This is a genomic window from Nocardia sp. NPDC004278 (assembly GCF_053602975.1).
The window spans coordinates 55128-72339 of the sequence record NZ_JBSGEQ010000019.1 but is presented as its reverse complement, the minus strand read 5'-3'; the positions used below and the strand labels follow the sequence as shown (position 1 = coordinate 72339).

Sequence of the window (17212 nt, the reverse complement as noted above, 5' to 3'; positions counted from 1 at the left end):
CGCCGGTGCCGACGAGGACAACCAGCTCGTCGGTATTGGACACCAGCGGGCCACAACCTACCGCCACTAGCATCCCCCCATGCTCACCACGTGCGGAGGATTCCTCCTGGCCATCCTCTGGATGGATTTGATCTTCGACACCCAAGTCCTGCGCCACCGCGCGGAGCCCGAATTACCCACCGAAGTACTGGATTCCATCACCGCCTACTACCATCGGGCCACCACCACATCCCGCCCGATGAGCACCCTGATCGCCCTGGTCATGCTGATCCTCTTGGCAGGCTTGGTATTCGAACTGCTCCGCGGCCACCATCCCCTCTGGCTCCCCCTTCTCGCACTCGTACTGGCCCTCGCGGCAATTGCCCCGGCTGCCCTCCGTACCGTCCCCAACGCGGTCCGACTCGGCTCTCGCACAGACCCACTCCCCGAACAGTCCCGCCTGGCCCGCCTCATCCTTCGCGACCACATCACCAGCGCGACCTGCATGCTCGCGTTCGTCATCCTGTGGTCGGCTCACCCCACATTCACCTGATCCAGCAACAATGAACGCCCCTCACCCGGGTGGGTGAGGGGCCTTCATGTCAGTGGACACGGTCATACAGCCCGACCGTTGCGCGCTTCGACCGCCCGGACCAGCGCCTGCACCCCGGCATCGCGGGCAAGTCGGTTGTCCAGCACCACATTCACCGCGCCGCGCAGCAGGGCGTACGGCTCCCAGCCGGTGGGGGCGATGGTCCGCGCGGCCCGCCGACCGATGCCGTCGGCAATGGTCTCGGCGGCCTCGGCAGCGGTGATCCGCACATTGAGCGGCCACGGCAGCATGTCCCCGAGTGCGCGCCCCAACTCGTCTTCGTCGAGGGTGTCATGCGTCATGGCCGTCTGCACAACGCCGAAGTAGGCCACACCCGCCGTGGCACCGACCGCGGCCAGTTCGACCCGCAGTGCACGCCCGAGTTGCTCGACGCCCGCCTTGCTGATCATGTACGGCGCACCGCCCATACCGGGCGCGAAGGCGGCCGCCGACGAAACCACCACCACATGACCTTTCGCGGCGATGACATGGTCGAGAGCCGGATGCACCGTATTGAACACACCGGTGAGATTGATGCCGATGACACGGTCGAAATCGCCGCCGTCGATGGTCCGCAATGTCGCCGGACGCGGGACCACACCCGCATTCGCGACCACCACGTCGAGGCGGCCGAAACTGGCCACCGTCGCCGCGATGGCCTCGTCCATCGACACGCGATTCGCGACATCGGCGGCGATCGCATATGCCCGAGCACCGAGTGCTTGCGCCGCGGCGCGGGCGGCCCCCGCATCGATGTCCACCAACGCGACCGAGGCCCCACGGGCGTACAGGATCTTCGCCAGTTCCAGGCCGATGCCCTGTCCGGCACCCGTGATCAGCACCGCCTTGCCGCGCACGTCATATGCCGGGCCGCCGATCCAGCGCAGCGGGTTGAGCTGTCCGATATCCATCAGGCACTCACCTCATAGGCATCAGCGTCGAATCGGCTTGTGCGGCTGCGGTATTCGAAACTCCAGTTCGGGTAGAGGCCCGCATTGCGGCCGTCTGGTGTCTGGTAGTAGCTGCGACATCCGCCGGTGAGCCACACCGTCGAGCGGCTTCGTTCCGCCATCTCGTCGAGGAACGCCTCCTGCGCCTGCGGCCGCACCTCGACGCGGCGAGCACCTGCGGCCCGCATCGTCTGCAAAGCGTCCACGATGTAGGCGATCTGCGACTCGATCATGTAGATCGCCGATTGGTTCCCGGCCGCTCCGAAGGGCCCGAGCGTGAAGAAGAAGTTCGGGAAGCCCGACAGGGCACTGCCGAGATAGCTTTGCGGACGCTTCTCGTACAGTTCGGCGATGGTAAGGCCATCGCGTCCGGTGAATCGTCCGAAAGCCGCGGAGACAGGCTCGAATCCGGTGCCATAGATGATGGTGTCGACCGGAATCTCGACACCGCCCCGCGTCACGATCGAGTGCGCGCGCACTTCAGCAATGCCGTCGGTGACGACCTCGACATTGTCGCGATCGAGTGCGGGCAGGTACGCGTCGGAGAAGATCGCCCGCTTACAGCCGATCATGTAGTCCGGGGTCAGCACCTTGCGCAGCCGCGGATCGCGGACCTGACGGCGCAGCTGCCACTTGCCGAGTAGTTCGTACGGGTGCCGGAATCGATTGTCCACGAACCCGATCAGCCCGAAGCCCTCGATCAACGTATAAAAACCGCCTCTAATCGCCTTGCCCGCCAGGGGCAGTCGTCGCAGCAGCTGCCGTTCCAAGCCGAGCGTCCTACGGTCCATGCGCGGCACGATCCACGGCGCCGAGCGCTGGAACAGGGTGAGCGCGCCGACCTTGGGCTGGATCTCCGGCACGAATTGCACGGCCGAGGCACCCGTACCGATCACCGCGACCCGCTCCCCCGTCAGATCGTGCTCATGATCCCAGTGCAACGAATGAAATGCCTTGCCCTGGAACGTCTCCAACCCCGGCAGTGACGGGTATTTCGCCTCACTGAAAACCCCGGTCGCGGAGATCACGAAGTCCGCGGTGAAGTCTCCGCTTACGGTGCTGACCTGCCACAGCGATTCGGCATCGTCCCACCGGGCATCGAGCATCTCCGCGTTGTAGCGGATGTGGCGCACCACATCGTGTCGTTGCGCGACCGAACGGAGGTACGCCAGGATCTCTTCCTGTCGACCATAGGTGCGCGACCAGTTCGGATTCGGGGCGAAGGAGTAGCTGTACAAGTGCGATGGCACGTCGCACGCACAGCCCGGATAGGTGTTCGCGCGCCAGGTGCCGCCGAGGTCATCGGCACGTTCCAGAATTATGAAATCGTCGAATCCGGCTTCGCGCAGCTTTATCGCCAGACCGATTCCGGCGAAACCGGCCCCGACGATCACGATGTGCCGGCGTTCAGTGTCGGTGGCCATGGTCAGCCGGTCCTTCCATGCAATACCGCAGCGAGTCGGTCGACGACGGTGTCGATGGTCGCGCTGCGAGCGAACGTTGTGAGCGCGAGCGGCGACGGGTACCAGGACTGCGCCCGGTAGCTGCCCATCGCACGCCCGGTGGCGGGGTCATGGACCTCCAAGGTGGAAAACTCCCGGCCCGCAATCGTTTTGACGGTTGTCGTCATGGGACTTCGTTGTCCTTTCCACGCCATGATCAGAGGTCGAGGACGAGTCGATCGCCCACCGCGCGCGATACGCAGCTGAGCATGTGGGTGTCGCGCTCACCCTCGGTCAGCGTTCGGTCGCGGTGGTCCACCTCGCCCGCGAGCACCGCGACCTTGCAGGTGCCGCAGAACCCCTGCTGGCAGGAGTAGACGACTCCGGGAATCTCGCGCCTGATCGCGGCGAGTGCGGTCTCCTCGGCTCGCACCCGAACGGTCGCACCGGTGCGTGCCAACTCGATATCGAATTCTCTGCCGTCCACGACCGGTAGCGCCGAGAAACGTTCCGTGTGCAGCGAACCCGTCGGATTGACGGTGAACATCGTCTGCTGTGCGGCGGCCAGCACCGGCGGCGGACCGCACACGTACACCGCCGCACCGGCCTGCGCCCGAGTGATCAGTTCGGCGACATCGGGGATGCCGAATTCGCTGTCGGGCCTGATGTCGAGCTCGCCGCCCTGCAGCCGCGCCAACTCGCCGAGGAATGGCATCGTCGCCTGCGATCGACCGAGGTACACCATCTTCCAGTGGGCTCCGGCGGCATCGGCCGCCTTGACCATCGGCAGGATCGGCGTGATCCCGATACCGCCCGCCACAAAGAAATAGGACGGCGCGTCGATGAACGTGAATGCATTTCGCGGTCCGCGCACCCGCACCGCGAGGCCAGGACGCAACACATCATGCACCTCGCGGGATCCGCCGCCACCGTCGGCAATGCGCCGGACGGCAATCCGATAGCGGAAGCGATCGCTCGGGTTGCCGCAGAGCGAGTACTGCCGCTGACGGCCCGAGGGCAGGAACACATCGAGGTGCGATCCCGGCTTCCAAGCAGGCAATGGCCCGCCATCCGCTGCCGTGAACGTCAGACTCACGACATCCTCGGCCTCGATGTGCACCCGTTCGACGACGAGATCCAGTTCGAATCCGCTGCGGCGCACGGGATTCGGACGCGACAAACACGGATGCGGCGGAACCGGCGACGAAGACCCGCAGATAGGCATCCATCATCGCGCCGAGGACACGCAGGCTCGCGGGCGGCGTGAATTCCGTTGCCACCGTATCGGTTCCCATCAGTGGCCCGCGGCGCGCGCCGCGGGAGATTGTGCGAGGTAGCGCAGCGCGGTGTCCATCGGGCCGAGCTGCGACGGATGGAAGCCCGGGCGCAGATAGCGCGGCAGTTCGGTGAAGAACACCGTGAAGCTCGGGATGACACCGCGGACCGTGGCATTCACGAACTGCAGCGGCCACAGCCGCCCCTTGTTCGGCTCGGGGTCCTTCCGGTACAGATACGCCGTCGAAATGATGAACAGCGGCAACAGCGTCGCACTGGCGAGGATCGCGGTGCGCGCCTTCCGGGCATAGCCACCGTCCACATACATGTAGGCGTCATAGACGACGCTGCGGTGCTCGACCTCTTCGGCGCCATGCCAGCGGACCAGATCCAACATCGTCGGATGCATGCCCTTCTGCTCGAGGACCTCGGCCTCGAGCAGCCATTCACCGAGGACGGCGGTGTAGTGCTCCATACCGGCGAACAGGCCGAGACGCTCCTCGAGCCACTCCCGCTTCGCGCGTCCGGTCAAACCGTGATCGCCGAGGATCCGGTCGACCAGCCACGCGATCTTTCGCACATACGACTCGACGTCGAGTCCGATCGATTGCAGATGGCGGCGGGCACCTTCATGACTGCTGGCGTGCATCGACTCCTGGCCGATGAACCCGGCAACCTCTTCCCGCAGCCGCTCGTCCTGGATCAGCGGCAATGCCTCGGCCAGACAGTTGGCCATCGCACGCTCACCCTCGGGCAGCACAAGGTGCATGACATTGACGATGTGCGTGGCCAGCACCTCGCCCGGGATGTAGTGCATCGGAACGGATTCGAAGTCGAAGTGGACGTCCCGAGCATTGATCGCGTGCGCTTCATCGCGGTAGTGGTGCTTCGCTACACCGACGGTCTCGACCATGCATCGACAGTACATTGCAACATTTTCTATGGCAATGTAGCAGCAACAAATAGTTTGAGAATGTTGCACAACGTCTATTTGTTGCTACCCTCATTGACGTGAGCCCCCCGACTGCGACCTCGACGAACAAGCCCGAGATCGACGATTCGGTGGCGGCTCGCATCTTGGATGCCGCCCTCATCCAGTTCGAAAAGGTGGGCGTCAAGAAGACGACGATCGAGGACATCGCACGACAGGCCGACGTCGATCGGGTCACCGTCTATCGGCGGATCGGCTCCCGCGACGATGTGGTGCGGGCGGTGATGACCCGCGAAGTGGAGTCGTTGCTCGCCGAACTCGACGCAATATCCGCGCGCAACGACAATGTCGATACCCTCGTCGCCGACATCTTCGTCACGGTGATCACCCGGTGGCGCACGCATCCGCTCGTCAACCGGATGCTGGCACTGGAACCGGAACGCGTCCTACCTCAACTCACCACCGATGGCGGACCCATATTCACGATGTCGGTGGCGGCAACGGCCACCACACTTCGCAGCGCTGTCGAAAACGGGCTCCTACCCGATGCCGCCGACCTGGATACCCGCGCCGAAATCGCCTGCCGCATCGTGCACTCGTTCATCCTGCAGCCACACGGAACGATCACACTCGAATCCGAGGCGGACCTCGAGACCTTCGCGCGAAAATATCTGGTGCCGATCATCACCGGATAACGGGGGCGCCCGCCTTGTGCTACTCCATATTGGGCATCGCTCTACGACCTGTCATGGCATGTCCGTCTGTGACGCAACCGAATTGGCGGTGAGGCTACGATCGTCGGCGTGACTGCACCGAAACTTCGAGCAATGGATGCGAGCGGACGCACGCTGGACGATCCAACCGATACCGAGGTGCACGATCTATTCGCGAGCCTCAACGCACGCTGGATGTTCGCGATCGTCGAAAGGCTCGATCGCGAGCCGACGAACCAGTTCTACTTCCAGATCCACCTCGACTACGTCGGTGATCAGGATCCCGACGCCGACGCGGAAGTCGACGTCGATTACGACGTCGAGTTCCGCGACGGCGGCCCGGACAAGCACTACCGCGCCAGGATCACCGGAATGTACGGCTTCACCGGAATGGATCTCGTACACAAGGTATTTCGCGCCTGGCGAGCCGAAGACCCCGCGCTGAAAGACCTGCTGCAGTGGGAACTGCTGGAACTCGACGGCTGAGCAGAACCCCCGACCGAACGAAGCGCCCGGACACCTTCCGGCTGAGCTTCAGGCGTTGGGGGTGCCCAGAGCTTCGGCGCATTGGGCGCGCCGTTCGATGAATCAAGGCGAACCTGCTCGTCTCCCACCACCCGGTCGTGCGGGTGCATCCCGAAACGGGCGAGAGGGCGCTGTTCGTCAATCCCGGTTTCACGATCCGGATCCTCGATCTGTCCGCGGTCGAGAGCCGCAAACTGCTGGAACTGCTGTACGAGCACCTCACCCGTCCGGAGTACACCGTCCGATTCAAGTGGGAGCCGGGCAGTGTGGCGTTCTGGGACAACCGTGCCACCGCCCACCTGGGTCCGCAGGACCTCGGCCACCTCGACGTCGAGCGAGTGCTGCACCGGGTGACCCTGATCGGTGACCGGCCGGTCGGCCCCACCGGATACACCTCGGAGATCGTCGAAGGCGAAGAATTCCGCGCAACCGCCAACGTCAAGGTTGCCTGACCGGAAACGAGTGCCGCGCAGCCGATTTCACGGGTGTCAAGCCCCTGCATCCCGGGCTCCGACCAACTCGGCGGATTATGTGACAGATCTCCTTTTCACTCCGTAGACTGCGGGCACGAGGGAGGTGTCGCAAGGACGCCACTCCGGTTGATCAGAAAGACACCAAGTTCGTGATGCGTTCCGCGGTAATCGCAGCTTTCGTCGGCGCAACCCTGCTCGCAGGCGCCACCGGTACCGCAACCGCGGATATCGCGGTCGAGCCGGGCACCGGATCCAGTTCCGGCTCGGGCACACTCACCACCGGATCGGCGGGCGGAGCCACCACCACCGGCTCCTCGGGGACCGGATCGGCCGGGGCCGCCATGAAAGGCTTCGAGAGCCTGCTCTTCGGCGGGCCGCTATTGTGCGCCGCCCTCGGCAGCGCGGTCGGCGGGACGCTCAGTTGCGCGGGCACAGCGGGCCCGGTCATTCCCTGATCCGATCTGTGAATAGGCCCCGGCGACAGCGTGAACCCAAGCTGTCGCCGGGGGCCTTTTCACTATCCGAGGAGGTCAGCGATTGTCGGCGTTACCCGCTTTCCATTCCGGCCACGGAATGTTCCAGTCACCGAGACCGTCCACGCCCGACAAAGTGCCGCCCACCGTGTTCTTGACGATGGTGATGTCACCACGCTTGGCGTTCTGCAGCACCCACTGCGCATTCGCCGGACTGAGGTTCAGGCAGCCATGGCTGGTGTTCGAATAGCCCTGCGCGCCAACCGACCACGGCGCGGAGTGGAAGAAGATGCCCGAGTAGGACAGCCGGGTCGCATAGTCGACCGGCGTCTTGTAGCCGTTCGGCGAACTCACCGCGACGCCGTAGGTCGAGGAGTCCATGATGATCCGATCGAAACGGTCGCCGACGATGTAGATGCCGTTATCGGTGGGCGTGCTGTCTTTGCCCATCGAGGTCGGCATGGTCCGCACCACCTGACCGTTCATCTCCACCGTCACCTGCTTGGTGTTGTCGTCGGCGGTGAAGACCGTCGGATCGCCGATGGTAAAGAAGGAGTGGATGTTGTCCTGGCCGAACAGCCCATTGCCGAGATTGCGGCCGTAGACGTTCACATCGATGGTGACCTTGGTACCCGGCGCCCAGAAATGCTCCGGCCGCCACCGGACCTCACGATTGTTCACCCAGTAGAAGGCGCCCTCTACCGGTGGCTCAGTGGTGACCTTGATCGCATTCTGCGCGGCCTTGCGGTCCGGGATGTTCTCGTCGAACTGCACGGCGACCGGCTGGCCGATGCCGACCACCTCGCCCTCGCCGGGCAGCAGAAACGGCTTGGTCTGACTGTTCGGCGAGCTGGTGGTGAAACTCAGCACAGTGGAGTTCGCGCCACCGAGACCGATCGCGTCGGCCTTGAGCTTGTAGGTCTTGCCGTAGCCGAGCACCTCGGTGGTCTCCCAGCTCCGCCCGTCGGCGGCCAGCTTGCCGCCGACCGGAGCCCCCTGCGGATTGATCAATGTCACCGTGGTGAACTTGCCGTCATCGACCTTGAACGTCATCGGCATGCCGGGAGAAACCCCAACCTCACCGTCCTTGACCGGGGACAACAGCTTGGGCTTCATCAGTTCGGTGATCGGATTGCGGTCGATGGCGACCGATGCGGTGTCCGCGGCGTTGGATGACGAGCATGCCGTCAAGGCCAGCGCGAACACCGCGAAAACGACTGCAGGTCCGGTGATCTTTCGCATCAACCGATGCCGACCCCGACCAACGCTCATATTCAACTTCAACCCCGTTTCAAGTCTCGATGCCGCGTCAGCGCACCGATGGCGTCGGATCCAACCGACACAGCTCCTCCCGCAACGCCGTTGGAGTCCGGTCAAGATCACGCCCCCGCCATTCTGTCAGGTCGGAAGGCATGATCCAACGTGAAACCACTCCGCCGCTGGCAGGTTCACCGGTTAGATCACTTCCATCCCGCGCCGTGTTAACACCGGCCGCAGGCTCCCCATCTGCCCCGGTCAGAAACCGATTTCACTTATGGGCACTCCGCCTGTTAATCTTTGTCCCGCACCGGAACACGGAGCACAGCAAGATCCGCGCCATTAGCTCAATTGGCAGAGCAGCTGACTCTTAATCAGCGGGTTCGGGGTTCGAGTCCCTGATGGCGCACTTAAATTAGCAGGTCAGGCCCGATACTACGGTTGGGCTTGTTTTGCTCTACCGGACCGTCACCAAAAGAACACCAAAAAGTCACCACCATTGGTTCCTCTGCTGGCCGTGCCTAACCCCGGCTCCAGGGCGGGCGATGAGTCCGGTGCCTGCTCCGGCGAGATGCCCCGTGACGCCCTCACGAGAATGCCCCAGCTGCTTCGCGGCCGTTTTCGAATCCGACGCCTCAGCGATCTCGCGACGAGGGTGAGCTCGACCTGGCGGCGGGTTGCGCCGGTCCAAGGCCCGCCGACTGGTGTCGCTCGCCGCCTATCGCGTGAGACACCACCGCGATCACCCTGATGGGCGATGTCGTCCACGTCATGAGCCCCGCAATCGGCGCGAACACCGCATTGCGCGACGCACAGGTGCTCACCGATCACCTGACCCGGGTGACCCGCGACGGACGGCCGCTGCTGCAAGCCCTCCATGCCTATGAGCGGGACATGTTCGATTACGCCTTCGATGCGGTCCGCGAATCGACGGCCCGCGGCCATCACCTCGTCGGCCAGGACCCAATGCCCACCACGATGTAGTCGCCGACCAGCGCGGACAGCACTCGATCAGGTCCCGCGGTCAACCGCCGCATCCGAATTCGCGTGTCAGCGTGGTGAATTCCAGGTGCCGAAACCTTCCTCGAGTAACCGGGCCGCGCGGTGGATGTCGGCGATGACCGCGTCGCCGACGTGGACCAGCGGAGGCGGTCAGCTCACTACGGTGACCTATCGGCTCGAATCGCACGTCTGCCGCACTCGCTTCACCTACGACCACACCGGGTACACCGGCATCGGCGGATTCCTGCTGTCGACCTTGCTGGGCAGGGTCCGCCGCACCATGCTGCCGACCGGCCTACCGGCCGTGCTCGCCGACCTCGACGTCGCGGGCCACCTGCGCCCCGACAGCACACTGCGGCCTCGAGAACTGAGTTGAACACCTACTCAGCGGATTCCGCACTGCGATAGCGATCGGCGAGCCGGGAGTGGTTGCCGTGCCGGAGCAGGCTCGGCTCTTCGTCGATCCATCGTCGGATCACAGCCGGATCGTCTATCTTCGGCCTGCCCGTCGGCGAGTCGGCGTCCTGCTAGGCCGGTTCGGAGGCGAGAGCTTTGTCCAGAAGCGCTCCGAGCGCGTCGAGTTCGGTCTGCGACAAGCCGTGGAAGGACTCTTCCAGGATCGAGTCCATGATCGCCTGGCCCTCGGCGCGTACGCGTTCGCCCTGCTCGGTGAGTCGATGGCGGACCGCGCGTCCGGGGCCGGAGATGCGTTCGATCAGTCCGCGGTCCGCCATTCGGGTGGCCAGTGAGCCGAACGATTGGTCGGTCTGAAAAGTCAGCACGGCCAGATCGTGCAGTGAGGCGTCCGGATTGCGGTGCAGGTGACGGAGCGTGTCCCACTGCACGAGGGAGACTCCCAGCGGCGTCAGGGCGCGGTTCAGCGCGCGGTGGTGGCGGTACTGCAGCCGTTTGACGGACAGACCCACCTCGGCCGGGCGATAGCTCATGGCACTCATCCTAACTGCTCAAATGAAGGTTGCTTACATAAGGTTGCTGATATAAGGTTCCTTATATAACCGATAGCGCAAAGGATCACGACAATGAGCACTTCCGTTCCGGCCGGCAGCCTGCGACCCACCCGCACCGACATCCACACTCTCGCAACCGATTCGGTCGACACCGTCGAGATCGCCGTCGACGAGCGTGACCGCACGCGGCCATTCCTGCTCCTGCACGGCGGCGGTGGGGTGCAGACCATGGTCGACTTTGCCGACCTACTGGCCGAGCGCACGCACTCGCGGGTGCTGCTGCCCACCCACCCCGGCTTCTCCGGCACGCCGAAGGCCGACGGGCTGACCGATGTCACCGCGTTGGCCCGGGCGTACGTCGCGCTGCTCGACCAACTCGACCTCGGCGATGTGACCGTGATCGGCAACTCCTTCGGCGGCTGGCTGGCCGCCGAGATCGCCATGCAGGCCAGCCCGCGGGTCAGCGGCGCGGTGATCATCGACGCGATCGGCATCGAGGTCGAAGGCCACCCGATAACCGATGTGCGCGGCAAGTCGATCGCGGAGATCCGCTCGTTTTCCTGGCATGACCCGAGCAAGGCGCCGACCGCGCCCGGTGCCGGCACTGGTCCGAGCCCGGATGTGCAGGCGCTGATCGGCTACACCGGCCCGACCATGACCGACCCGACACTGGCCACGCGCTTGGCCGCCATCGATCTGCCGGTCCATGTGCTGTGGGGTGAGAGCGACCGCATGGTCGACCCCGAATACGGCAAGGCGTACGCCGCCGCGATCCCCGGCGCGGCCTTCACGCTGCTGCCCCGCACCGGTCATATGCCCCAGGTCGAGACGCCCGAGGAACTCCTCGGCGCCATCCTCGACCTCGACCTCCCGAAGTGAGGACCACGACCATGAGCACCTCTCTCACCGTGACCCGGATCGGGCACGCCTGCCAGCTGATCGAGATCGGCGGCATCCGGGTCCTGACCGATCCCTGGTTCACCGAGACCGCGACCTACCATCAGGGCGAGCCGGTCACCGCGACCGTCGCCGAACTCGGCGGCATCGACGCCGTCCTGGTCAGCCATGAGCACTACGACCACTGCGACCTGGATGCCCTGGTCGCCGGCGGCTTCGACCTCGACATCCCGCTGATCGGCCCGGCCACGGTGACGGCCATCGCGGCCCGGAAAGGCTTCCGCGAACTGCGCACCATCGAGGCGTGGGAGTCGACGATTGTCGGCAACCTGCGGGTGACGGCGACGCCCGGCCAACACGGTGTCCACGAGGTCACCTTCGTGCTCCAATCCGGCGGGCGCACCGTCTTCTTCGGCGGCGACACGCTGCGAGTGCCCGAACTCGACGCGATCCCAGCACGTTTCGGGAAGATCGACCTGGCGATCCTGCCGACCAACGGCCTGTGCGTCCGCCCGGCGAACATGCGCCAGGTCGTCATGGACGCCGAGGAAGCCGCCGCCCTGACCGCGGCCCTGCGCCCAACCCTGGCGATCCCGCACCATTACGCCTTCCATAGCGGCCGACTCGGTGACCGCATGATCACCAAGGGCGATCGCGACCCGCGGCACTACGCCGACGCGGTCGCCCGGCTCGCCCCCGATGTCGAGGTCCGCATGGTCCTGCCCGGAACGGCGGTGCGAGTCGCATGAGCGCCGCCTACCCGCAGTACACGCCCGAAATCCCCGACGACCTCCCGACGGGCGAGCGCCCCATGGTCGCGATGGTCCGGGCCGCGCCCGGCCATGAGCAGCCGCTGGCGGCGGCCATCGCGACCCTCACCGCCGCCGTGCGAAAGGAACCGGGTTGCCTCGAATTCCGTTCCTTCCGTACAGCTTCCGACCCCAGCATGTTCTACCTCTACGAGATCTACACCGACACCGCCGCCTTCCGCACCCACCTGACCACCGCGCACGTCGCCCATTTCTTCACCGAACTCGCCCAGCACAGCACGACCGACGCCAGATCCCTGATCCAGCTCATCGAACTCCCCGCCCCGTGATCCACCGGCTGGACCGCTGAGGATGGTCCGCGCGGCGACAGCCCGAATATGCCTGTTCCGGAGGGGAATTCCATAGACGAACACCGAACCCTGCGGCTGCTGGGTGAATTGAACTCTCGCGCCTGAATCGAGCTGGTGCGAGAAACGAAACGGACGCCACACCGAAAGCTGGCATGCCAGGCGCTGTGGCTACCACCGCGGCGGGCGATCCGACGGAAACCCGTCGGAGAAGCTCGAATTCCTTCGCACCGCCTCAGGCCGATTCAGCACTGCCCCTGTCGAGGTTGTCGTTGAGCCGGATCAGCAGCTCCTCGAGGGTTCGGATCTCCGCGGACGTGAATCCGGCGACGGCCCGCGCGTTGAGGTCGGCCAGCTGCCGGCGCGCGGCGTTCAGGTGCGGGGCGGTCTCGGTGGCCAGCGTGATCGTCTGACTGCGCGCATCGCGGGGGTTGGGCGTGCGGCGGATCAGCCCGTCGCGTTCCATCCGGGTGAGCAGCTGGGCCATGGAGGGCTGCTCGATACCGGTGGCGTCGGCCAGCTCCTTCTGCGTCAGCTCGGTGCCGTCGCGCAGCAGCGCGAGCACGGGGACCTGGGCGTAACGCAGCCCGAGCGGTTTGAGCGCGGCGTCTCCGTCGCGCGCCAGCGCGCGTGCGGCGCGATTGATCAGCTGGGCCAGGCTTGGCATCGATGTGGTTTCCACATCCCTCCTTTACATAGGATCCTATTTAGAGTTACATAGGATCCTATGAACAATAGCGTTTCTGCACCAACAGCCCAAGTAGTCATCGCGGGCGCGGGCCCGACCGGCCTCATGCTGGCTTGCGAGCTGCGGCTCGGCGGCATCGACGTCGTCGTGCTGGAGCGCCGCCCGGTCGGCACGGTCGGCGAGTCGCGCGCACCGGGCATCAATGCCCGCAGCATGGAGATATTCACCCAGCGCGGATTGGCCGAGAAGTTCCTCAGCAGCGGCAAGGTCCTGCCCGGGGTCCTGTTCTCCGGTATACCGATGGCCCCGCACCGACTCGATCCGGCCTGGCCCTGCGCGCTGATCCTGCCGCAGCACGAAACCGAGCGGATCCTGGCCGCCCGCGCCGCCGACCTCGGCGTCCGTTTCCTGTGGTCCACGGCCGTGGTGAACCTGCACCAGGACGACACCGGCATCGAGGTGTTTCTCGAAAGGCCGCAAGGCCCGGCCTCGATCCGCGCCGACTATCTCATCGGCTGCGACGGCGGCCACAGCTCCGTGCGGAAGATCAGCGGCTTTCCCTTCCCTGGCGACGAGCCGGTCGCGTTCTGGGTGGTCGGCGACGTGTACCTGGACTCCCCGCCCGACGGCAACGGTGTTTTCGGCCGCAACGAACGCATCGGCACCTACCAGATCTCCCGGGCCGAATCGGGGCTGTTCCGCCTGAGCCTGATGCGGGCCACGCCCCCGGCCGACCGCACCGCACCGGTCACCCTTGACGAATTGCGCGAGGTCATGCGCGACGGCCTGGGCACCGATTACGGTCTACGGGACGCGCGCTGGATGTCGCGCTTCTCCGACGGCTTCCGCCACGTCACCCACTATCGCAGGGGCCGGGTCTTCCTCGCCGGGGATGCAGCCCACACCCACTCGCCCATCGGCGGACAGGGATTGAACCTCGGCATTCAGGACGCGGTGAACCTGGGCTGGAAACTCGCCGCCGTACTCGACGGCACTGCGGCCGACGCCCTGCTGGACACCTACCACCAGGAGCGGCACCCGATCGCGGCCACCGTGCTGCAGCTGACCAAGGCCCAAACCGCGTTGATCAAACCCGGACGGCAGAACGACGCTCTGCGCGAGGTCGTCGCCGACATCCTCACCGTGCCCGAGGTGTGCCTGCGTCTGAGCGGAATCCTCAGCGGACTGGATCTGCGCTACCCACTCGGCGACACCCACCCCCTGCTCGGGCGGCGCATGCCAAATCTGCCTCTGACCACCGACCAGGGCCGCACAGACGTGTTCAGCCTGCTCCACCGAGCCCGTCCGGTGCTGATCGATCTCCGTGCCAACGGATCGACGAGCATTCCCACCCCGTGGACCGACCACGTGGACCGTGTCGACGCACGGCTCGCGCCCACCCGGTCCAGCAGCCCGTGGCACCTGCCCGTCTTCGGCGACGTCCCCGCCATCGACGCGGCCCTCGTCCGCCCCGACGGTTACGTCGCCTGGGTCAACCCCGCCACCCAACCCATCGACCACCACACTCTGACCGCCGCACTCAGCCAATGGGTGGGCGCAGCCGACCGCAAGCTACCAACTCCCTGATGGCGCGCTTGGATTAGGAAGGTTCGGCGCCAACATGATTCGGTGGCGTGACCAGCGCCACGGCAGCGTAGAACAATGCCTGACATGATCGAGAGCATCCATACCGACGACGCCCCGTTCGTGCGATTCCCCGACGGCACGGAGCCACCGCTGTCGCAGGCCATCAGAGTCGGCGATCTGGTCTTCACCTCCGGCCAAGGTCCGCTCGACCCGGTCACCTACGAGATACCTGACGACTTCGGCGCCCAGGTGCGGCACGTTCTGCACAATCTCGTCGCAGTCGCTGTCGCTTCGGGCAGCAGAAAAGACCTGATTATCAAGTGCACCTGCTATCTCGCTGACAAGCAGGATTTCGCGACCTTCAACCGCGTGTATCGAGAGTTCTTCGCCGACTGCTCCGCGATGCCGGCCCGGACGACGGTCGTCGCGCAGCTGGTACGCGAGGGAGTGCGCGTCGAGATCGACGGGGTTGCGGCCCTCGACCGCGACAGTTCGCTACCGCGCATCTGACGCCCGCACGCCGGGACGATGCATCCACACCGTCCCGGCCATGCGAGTCCAGCGCGACCGGTCCTCCTCGACCGCGCCGACCCCGCCGATCTGCGTGACACCGCGCGAAACTGGCGGCACGTTCGTTGTCTCGGGGCAACTGCTCGTTGCACGGGGGCCAGGCCGACGAAACGTTTCTCCGGGCCGAGAACGGTGGTTCACAGGCCCAGCAGTTTCGGTGAAATCCGTGCGCGAATCTCCGTTGTGAGCGGAACCCTGGGTCGAACAGCCGCAGTCCAGTGCCACCACCCGCCCCAACGATCAGGTACGAGGGCGCACTCATGCGCGCTCCTCAAGGTGTGCTTTCCCAATGCTTGGCAAGGGGTGTGCCGGCGAACCGCTCGAGCATCAAGCGGGAGAACAGCAGCAGGGAGCTGCGTGGCCGGTGGTTCACCACGAGGCGCTGAGCCTTTCCGGCGGCGTTGAAGGTAACCAGGACGATGACGTGAATCGGCACGCCGCGGACTGATGAGGTGTAGTCCTCGAGGAAGCTGTTCTCGCCGCAGGGGCCTACGTAGTGGAAGTCTTGGTACTCGTATATTTCGCGGGCAGCGACCACGACTTCATGGACGGCCTGCGCGCCCTGGATGGCGCCGTCCCACGCCGCGCCCTCCCCGGTTACATCGTCGGCCAGGTTGTCCAGCCACGCTGGATAGTACGGCTTCCCCATATATGTCGACGTCATGCCGCGCCTCCCGTGGAATCCGGCAGCGAGCCGGCTCGCCGACGCGCGCCCACGATGTGTGACCTATGACCCGTGCAACCATATCGACCGGCAGCCGGGTTGCGGGGAATCCATTTGGGCGAGGCCCCGCCCGATTCGTCTGCAGCGTCATTCAGTCCGCTCTGGCTCTGCTCGCTCCGCCGTCCGCGCATGTCGGTCAGCCCTACAGCGGCTGGTCGCTGGCTGTACTGATCGCATTCCTGGGCGCGGGTTTGGGTCTGCAGAATGCGACCGCCCGCGCCCTGGCCGTCCCCGACCTGACCACCACGGTCCTCACGCTCACGCTCACCGGCATCGCGGCCGACAGCGTCGCTGTGGGCAGCACCAATAGCAAGCTCGGCCGACGTCTGATTCCGATCGGCGCCATGTTCGCCGGCGCGGCGATCGGCTCCGCACTTGTCGTCCACGGCCACGGTCCGGCCGCGCTCGCAGTCGCGGTGTTCCTGCTGGCCGCGATCGTCGTCTTCGGACGCTTCGCCGCCCGCTCCGCCCGAAGCTGGACCGCCAAGTCGTGACCCCGATCTACCTCGAAACACGTGATGCTGCACACGCACCGCGACGTCAGGTCATGTCGAAGTGGCGCAGTCTCGGCCAGGTGTCCGGCGGTCGGGCGGCGGCTGTTCGAGTCCGTCGCCGAGCAGGTGCTCGGCCACGGTGGCATAGCGGGCTGTGGTCCTCTCGGCAGGACCCGGGCAGCGACAAATCCGCTCCACGCCAAGGCCATCGGCTGGGCGTTTCCGTCCATCGTCTGCACGAGATCGCCGAGATCTCCCTCGCTACTCTGCCCTGAGCCTGGGCGGCCCGCCCCGACGCCACCACCCATACCCGAAAGATAGCCTTCCGCTGACCAATTCACGGTGTCCCGTTTTCAGGGATTCACGGCCCGTGAAGCGGGGTGATCACCTGCCCGCGCCGTACAGACTGGAATGCGTGCTCGCCGCTGCTCGCACGCCGACGCGACGAACGGCAGGAACGACCATGGCAGGTAACCCGCAAGGCATTCGTCGGTACCGCATCCTGCCTGGCCGCCACCGCAACGCAGCCCGAGTACGCACACCACCACACCGAGA

21 protein-coding genes, 1 tRNA gene and 1 pseudogene are annotated in these 17212 nt (G+C 65.4%); 14 read left to right on the top strand and 9 right to left on the bottom strand.

Annotated elements, in window-relative coordinates; all coding sequences use genetic code 11:
- Positions 1-79: 79 nt before the first annotated feature.
- A complete protein-coding gene (locus tag ACWEO2_RS26575) occupies positions 80-532 on the top strand; it encodes a hypothetical protein (protein WP_452407787.1) in 453 nt (150 codons plus the stop codon).
- A 62-nt stretch (positions 533-594) separates the two neighbouring features.
- On the opposite strand, the gene ACWEO2_RS26570 is transcribed toward ACWEO2_RS26575, so the two are convergent.
- The 5 genes and pseudogenes from ACWEO2_RS26570 to ACWEO2_RS26550 form a co-directional block, all read right to left on the bottom strand.
- Positions 595-1482 (bottom strand): short-chain dehydrogenase/reductase, encoded by an 888-nt coding sequence (locus tag ACWEO2_RS26570; protein WP_452407786.1) that lies wholly within the window; start codon positions 1480-1482, stop codon positions 595-597.
- On the bottom strand, positions 1482-2945 hold the full coding sequence (locus ACWEO2_RS26565) for a flavin-containing monooxygenase (RefSeq protein WP_452407785.1): 1464 nt from the start codon (positions 2943-2945) through the stop codon (positions 1482-1484). Before ACWEO2_RS26565 ends, ACWEO2_RS26570 begins: the two co-directional genes overlap by 1 nt.
- A gap of 2 nt (positions 2946-2947) precedes the next feature.
- A complete protein-coding gene (locus ACWEO2_RS26560) occupies positions 2948-3151 on the bottom strand; it encodes a hypothetical protein (protein ID WP_452407784.1) in 204 nt (67 codons plus the stop codon).
- Positions 3152-3180: 29 nt separating this feature from the next.
- Positions 3181-4258: pseudogene (locus ACWEO2_RS26555) on the bottom strand (PDR/VanB family oxidoreductase).
- Positions 4258-5151, bottom strand: coding sequence for a metal-dependent hydrolase (locus ACWEO2_RS26550; RefSeq protein ID WP_452407783.1), 894 nt, complete (start codon positions 5149-5151; stop codon positions 4258-4260). The pseudogene ACWEO2_RS26555 and the gene ACWEO2_RS26550 overlap by 1 nt, the downstream one beginning before the upstream one ends.
- A gap of 98 nt (positions 5152-5249) precedes the next feature.
- Here ACWEO2_RS26550 and ACWEO2_RS26545 point away from each other — a divergent pair, with 98 nt between their 5' ends.
- The 4 genes from ACWEO2_RS26545 (at position 5250) to ACWEO2_RS26530 (ending at position 7335) form a co-directional block, all read left to right on the top strand.
- The gene (locus ACWEO2_RS26545; protein ID WP_452407782.1) at positions 5250-5864 is read left to right on the top strand and encodes a TetR/AcrR family transcriptional regulator; all 615 of its coding nucleotides are present in this window, start codon (positions 5250-5252) and stop codon (positions 5862-5864) included.
- Between the two features lie 108 nt (positions 5865-5972).
- The gene (locus ACWEO2_RS26540) at positions 5973-6368 is read left to right on the top strand and encodes a hypothetical protein (RefSeq protein WP_452407781.1); all 396 of its coding nucleotides are present in this window, start codon (positions 5973-5975) and stop codon (positions 6366-6368) included.
- Positions 6369-6469: 101 nt separating this feature from the next.
- Positions 6470-6859 (top strand): TauD/TfdA dioxygenase family protein, encoded by a 390-nt coding sequence (locus ACWEO2_RS26535; RefSeq protein ID WP_452407867.1) that lies wholly within the window; start codon positions 6470-6472, stop codon positions 6857-6859.
- Between the two features lie 173 nt (positions 6860-7032).
- A complete protein-coding gene (locus ACWEO2_RS26530; protein WP_355180978.1) occupies positions 7033-7335 on the top strand; it encodes a hypothetical protein in 303 nt (100 codons plus the stop codon).
- A gap of 75 nt (positions 7336-7410) precedes the next feature.
- Here ACWEO2_RS26530 and ACWEO2_RS26525 read toward each other — a convergent pair whose 3' ends face one another.
- Positions 7411-8625 carry a L,D-transpeptidase gene (locus ACWEO2_RS26525; protein ID WP_452407780.1) on the bottom strand — a complete coding sequence of 405 codons (1215 nt, stop codon included), beginning with the start codon at positions 8623-8625 and terminating at the stop codon, positions 7411-7413.
- Positions 8626-8946: 321 nt separating this feature from the next.
- Between ACWEO2_RS26525 and ACWEO2_RS26520 the strand changes: the two genes are divergently transcribed.
- From ACWEO2_RS26520 to ACWEO2_RS26510, 3 genes are all read left to right on the top strand, one after another.
- Positions 8947-9019, top strand: a tRNA-Lys gene (locus ACWEO2_RS26520).
- Between the two features lie 341 nt (positions 9020-9360).
- On the top strand, positions 9361-9594 hold the full coding sequence (locus ACWEO2_RS26515) for an FAD-dependent oxidoreductase (RefSeq protein ID WP_452407779.1): 234 nt from the start codon (positions 9361-9363) through the stop codon (positions 9592-9594).
- Between the two features lie 133 nt (positions 9595-9727).
- Positions 9728-9988, top strand: coding sequence for a hypothetical protein (locus tag ACWEO2_RS26510; RefSeq protein WP_452407778.1), 261 nt, complete (start codon positions 9728-9730; stop codon positions 9986-9988).
- Positions 9989-10139: 151 nt separating this feature from the next.
- On the opposite strand, the gene ACWEO2_RS26505 is transcribed toward ACWEO2_RS26510, so the two are convergent.
- Positions 10140-10559, bottom strand: coding sequence for a MarR family winged helix-turn-helix transcriptional regulator (locus tag ACWEO2_RS26505; RefSeq protein WP_452407777.1), 420 nt, complete (start codon positions 10557-10559; stop codon positions 10140-10142).
- Between the two features lie 93 nt (positions 10560-10652).
- On the opposite strand from ACWEO2_RS26505, the gene ACWEO2_RS26500 reads away from it, so the two are divergent.
- The 3 genes from ACWEO2_RS26500 to ACWEO2_RS26490 are packed head-to-tail and all read left to right on the top strand — an operon-like array spanning position 10653 to position 12576.
- Complete coding sequence (locus ACWEO2_RS26500) at positions 10653-11459, top strand: alpha/beta fold hydrolase (protein ID WP_452407776.1); 807 nt, start codon at positions 10653-10655, stop codon at positions 11457-11459.
- Between the two features lie 11 nt (positions 11460-11470).
- Positions 11471-12226: an MBL fold metallo-hydrolase gene (locus ACWEO2_RS26495; protein WP_452407775.1), complete on the top strand. Its 756-nt coding sequence runs from the start codon at positions 11471-11473 to the stop codon at positions 12224-12226.
- Positions 12223-12576 carry a putative quinol monooxygenase gene (locus tag ACWEO2_RS26490; RefSeq protein WP_452407774.1) on the top strand — a complete coding sequence of 118 codons (354 nt, stop codon included), beginning with the start codon at positions 12223-12225 and terminating at the stop codon, positions 12574-12576. The genes ACWEO2_RS26495 and ACWEO2_RS26490 overlap by 4 nt, the downstream gene beginning before the upstream one ends.
- A 253-nt stretch (positions 12577-12829) precedes the next feature.
- On the opposite strand, the gene ACWEO2_RS26485 is transcribed toward ACWEO2_RS26490, so the two are convergent.
- Positions 12830-13276 carry a MarR family winged helix-turn-helix transcriptional regulator gene (locus ACWEO2_RS26485; RefSeq protein ID WP_452407773.1) on the bottom strand — a complete coding sequence of 149 codons (447 nt, stop codon included), beginning with the start codon at positions 13274-13276 and terminating at the stop codon, positions 12830-12832.
- A gap of 45 nt (positions 13277-13321) precedes the next feature.
- Between ACWEO2_RS26485 and ACWEO2_RS26480 the strand changes: the two genes are divergently transcribed.
- Positions 13322-14869, top strand: a complete 1548-nt coding sequence (locus ACWEO2_RS26480) for an FAD-dependent monooxygenase (RefSeq protein WP_452407772.1) — start codon at positions 13322-13324, stop codon at positions 14867-14869.
- A gap of 84 nt (positions 14870-14953) precedes the next feature.
- The gene (locus ACWEO2_RS26475; RefSeq protein WP_452407771.1) at positions 14954-15379 is read left to right on the top strand and encodes a RidA family protein; all 426 of its coding nucleotides are present in this window, start codon (positions 14954-14956) and stop codon (positions 15377-15379) included.
- Between the two features lie 331 nt (positions 15380-15710).
- Here the strand turns inward: ACWEO2_RS26475 and ACWEO2_RS26470 are convergent, their stop codons facing one another.
- The gene (locus tag ACWEO2_RS26470; RefSeq protein ID WP_452407770.1) at positions 15711-16103 is read right to left on the bottom strand and encodes a hypothetical protein; all 393 of its coding nucleotides are present in this window, start codon (positions 16101-16103) and stop codon (positions 15711-15713) included.
- Between the two features lie 65 nt (positions 16104-16168).
- Here ACWEO2_RS26470 and ACWEO2_RS26465 point away from each other — a divergent pair, with 65 nt between their 5' ends.
- Complete coding sequence (locus ACWEO2_RS26465) at positions 16169-16657, top strand: DUF1275 family protein (RefSeq protein WP_452407769.1); 489 nt, start codon at positions 16169-16171, stop codon at positions 16655-16657.
- Positions 16658-17212: the final 555 nt, after the last annotated feature.